Genomic DNA, 3,698 nt, shown 5'->3' with positions numbered 1-3,698 from the left:
CGACAGTTCCGCAAGGTCAGATCGATGAAATTCGTTGTCTGAAGCTTCAATAGTCACGGATTTCGCAGCTACGGGCCCCCGGGTATGTTGAAAGCGTCGGTGTACCGACTAGGGTGGGTGTCTCATCCACTGGACATCTGACTGGAGGGCCGGAAGTGACCACCGAGCTGCGCCGCCTGCGTAACTACATCGACGGAGAATTCCGGGACGCCGCCGACGGCCGGACCACCGAAGTGGTCAACCCCGCCAACGGCGAGTCCTACGCAACCGCGCCCCTGTCGGGGCAGGCCGACGTCGACGCCGCCATGGAGGCGGCCGCCGCCGCGTTCCCTGCCTGGCGTGACCTGGTGCCGGGCGAGCGCCAGAAGTACCTCCTCAAGATCGCCGACGCGTTCGAGGAGCGCGCCGAGGAGCTCATCGCGGCCGAGGTCGAGAACACGGGCAAGCCGACCGGGCTCACGCGGTCCGAGGAAATCCCGCCCATGGTCGACCAGATCCGCTTTTTCGCGGGCGCGGCCCGGATGCTCGAAGGCCGCGCGGCCGGCGAGTACATGGAGGGTCTGACCTCCATCATCCGCCGCGAGCCGATCGGTGTCTGCGCGCAGGTCGCGCCGTGGAACTACCCGATGATGATGGGCGTATGGAAGTTCGCCCCGGCGCTCGCCGCGGGCAACACCGTCGTCCTCAAGCCCTCGGACACGACCCCCGCGTCGACCGTCCTGATGGCCGAGATCATCGGCTCCATCGTCCCCAAGGGCGTCTTCAACGTCGTCTGCGGCGACCGTGACACCGGCCGTGCGATGGTCGAGCACCACACCCCGGCGATGGCCTCCATCACCGGTTCCGTGCGCGCCGGCATGCAGGTCGCCGAGTCCGCCTCCAAGGACCTCAAGCGGGTCCACCTGGAGCTGGGCGGCAAGGCGCCGGTCGTCGTCTTCGAGGACGCCGACATCGCCAAGGCCGTCGAGGACATCTCCGTGGCGGGCTTCTTCAACGCGGGCCAGGACTGTACGGCCGCCACGCGCGTGCTCGTCCACGAGTCCATCCACGACGAGTTCGTCACCGCGCTCGCCAAGGCCGCGGCCGACACGAAGACCGGCCAGCCGGACGACGAGGACGTGCTCTTCGGCCCGCTCAACAACGCCAACCAGCTGAAGCAGGTCTCCGGCTTCATCGACCGCCTCCCGGCGCACGCCAAGGTCGAGGCCGGTGGTCAGCGGGTCGGCGAGAAAGGCTTCTTCTACGCCCCGACCGTCGTCTCCGGCCTCAAGCAGGACGACGAGATCATCCAGAACGAGGTCTTCGGCCCGGTCATCACCGTCCAGTCCTTCACGGACGAGGCGCAGGCCGTGTCGTACGCGAACGGCGTGGACTACGCCCTTGCGTCCTCGGTCTGGACGCAGAACCACGCGCGTGCGATGCGCATGTCCAAGGTCCTCGACTTCGGCTGCGTCTGGATCAACACGCACATCCCGCTGGTCGCGGAGATGCCGCACGGCGGCTTCAAGAAGTCCGGCTACGGCAAGGACCTCTCGGCGTACGGCTTCGACGACTACACGCGCATCAAGCACGTGATGACGTCGATCGAGGGCTGAGGCCGCGCAGTTCCCCGCGCTCCCCTGAGGGACGCCGGATTCCGCCCCCGCGTACGACATGTGCGCGGGGGCGGTGCTGTGTCAACTCCGCGGCCGCGCACGGTGATCGACAGGGTGTCGCTTCCCGGCCGCCCGGCTCGACGCAGCGTCCATTGCCCCCGCGTGAGACGCGGGCGCATGCTGCCGGAGTGCGAGCGAACCCCAGAGCAGCCTCCTCAGTGTCCCGCCGGTCCGTCTCCCGCCGGTCCCTGCTGCGTGTCCTCGGCGGCGGGGCGGCCGTCGGCGCGCTCGCGGGGTGCGGGGTGCCCGCCGCGTACATCGGGCCCGGGGAACGCGGAGCGGAGGACCGCTCGCGCCGGGACAAGAGCCTGACCTTCGCCAACTGGCCGCTGTACATCGACACCGACGACGATGACTCGGCCAAGCGGCCCACGCTCGACGCCTTCGAGAAGCGGACCGGCATCGACGTCCGCTACACGGAGGAGATCAACGACAACGACGAGTTCTTCGGCAAGATCAGCCCTTCCCTGATGAACCACCAGGAGACCGGCCGCGACCTCATCGTCATCAGCGACTGGATGTGCGCGCGCTTCGTGCGGCTCGGCTGGGTGCAGGAGATGGACCGCGCCCGGCAGCCGAACGTCACCAAGTACCTCGACCCGCTGCTGCGTTCACCCGGCTTCGACCCCGGCCGCAAGAACACCGTGCCCTGGCAGTCCGGCATCACCGGCATCGCGTACAACAAGCGCAGGCTGGGCCGGGAGATCAAGCACGTATCCGACCTGTGGGACGACGATCTCAAGGGCCGCGTCACGCTGCTCTCGGGGCTCGACGAGTCGTTCGCGCTGCTCATGCAGGGCGACGGCGTCGACATCACCAAGTGGAAGGCAGACGACTTCCACCGGATGTGCGACCGGGTGGAGAAGCTGGTCTCCTCCAAGCACATCCGTCGCTTCACCGGCAACGACTACATCAAGGACCTCTCCAGCGGCGACGTCCTGGCCTGTCAGGCCTACAGCGGCGACGTCATCCAGCTCCAGGCGGACGACCCGGACATCGAGTTCGTCGTCCCCGAGGAGGGGGCGGAACTCTGGGCGGAATCCCTGATGATCCCCAACCTGGCCCGCCACAAGCGGAACGCGGAACGGCTCGTCGACTACTACTACGAGCCCGAGGTGGCCGCCGAGCTCGCCGCCTGGGTCAACTACGTCTGCCCGGTCCCGGCCGCGCGCGACGTCCTCGCCTCGTCCAAGGACAAGGAGCTGGCTGCCCTTGCCGAGGACCCGCTGATCTTCCCGGACGACGCGATGCGGGGGCGGCTCGCGATCGCGCGGGACATCACGTCACAGGAGCGGACGGAGTTCGCCAAGCGGTGGAACGCGATCGCGGGGCTGTAGCGGGGGCGTCCTTCAGGAGCGGCGCCGGCGCAGGGCTTCCCGGGTGTCCTCGGCCGCGTAAGTGATGGTCAGCTGCCAGGTCTTCAGCTTGTCCGCCGCCTTCGACGCGACCGTCCGCCACTTGAACCACAGGGGCAGTTTCACAAACGGCACGTAGTCGAGGGTGTCGTCGACGGCCGTCTGCGCGAAGCCGCCGTGACCCTCCGCACGCAGCGCGGCGTACAGCTCCGGTGTCAGCTCTCCGTTGAGGCGGGCCGCGGTGCCCGCCGCGGTGTACGCGAAGCCGCGCTGGCCGCGGTCGGCCAGGCGCATCGCCCTGAGGATGCGGGGCGATGCCTCCTCCAGCGCGCAGTTGAAGGCCAGCCCGATCGCGGCCGTACCGAGGTGCTGCTCGCCGCGCTCGTAGGCCGCGTCCCACTCGGCGGGGTCGTCAATGCCGAGCAGCCCTTCGCCACTCGTCCAGTCCCACTGGGCCACCACGGCCGGGCCTCCTTGATTCGCGGGCTCCATTTGAACACCCGCGAGTCGCGTTCCGTTTCATAGGTAACTGCACGGCTCGCGACGAGAAGAGGAACGAAAGTGATGCCCAAGCGAACCGGCCTCCGTGCGGTGGTCGCCGCTCTGCCCGCCGTCCTTCTCACCGCGGCCGTCTCGTCCCCGGTGTTCGCGGCGGACACCCCCGCCAATCAGATCGACCTGGCCTCGC

General features: G+C 68.5%; 3 protein-coding genes. 2 read left to right on the top strand and 1 reads right to left on the bottom strand.

Annotated features, from left to right (window positions below; translation table 11 throughout):
- Nucleotides 1–155 precede the first annotated feature (155 nt).
- Nucleotides 156–1,595, top strand: coding sequence for a gamma-aminobutyraldehyde dehydrogenase (locus ACQKIP_RS42670; RefSeq protein WP_365864701.1), 1,440 nt, complete (start codon nt 156–158; stop codon nt 1,593–1,595).
- Between the two features lie 218 nt (nt 1,596–1,813).
- On the top strand, nt 1,814–2,992 hold the full coding sequence (locus tag ACQKIP_RS42665) for a polyamine ABC transporter substrate-binding protein (RefSeq protein WP_365864699.1): 1,179 nt from the start codon (nt 1,814–1,816) through the stop codon (nt 2,990–2,992).
- Between the two features lie 12 nt (nt 2,993–3,004).
- On the opposite strand, the gene ACQKIP_RS42660 is transcribed toward ACQKIP_RS42665, so the two are convergent.
- Nucleotides 3,005–3,472 carry a hypothetical protein gene (locus tag ACQKIP_RS42660; RefSeq protein WP_365864698.1) on the bottom strand — a complete coding sequence of 156 codons (468 nt, stop codon included), beginning with the start codon at nt 3,470–3,472 and terminating at the stop codon, nt 3,005–3,007.
- Nucleotides 3,473–3,698 lie beyond the last annotated feature (226 nt).

Source organism: Streptomyces sp. NPDC059900, assembly GCF_050270335.1.
Taxonomy (GTDB): Bacteria; Actinomycetota; Actinomycetes; order Streptomycetales; family Streptomycetaceae; genus Streptomyces.
This window is presented reverse-complemented; position numbering and strand designations above follow the sequence as displayed.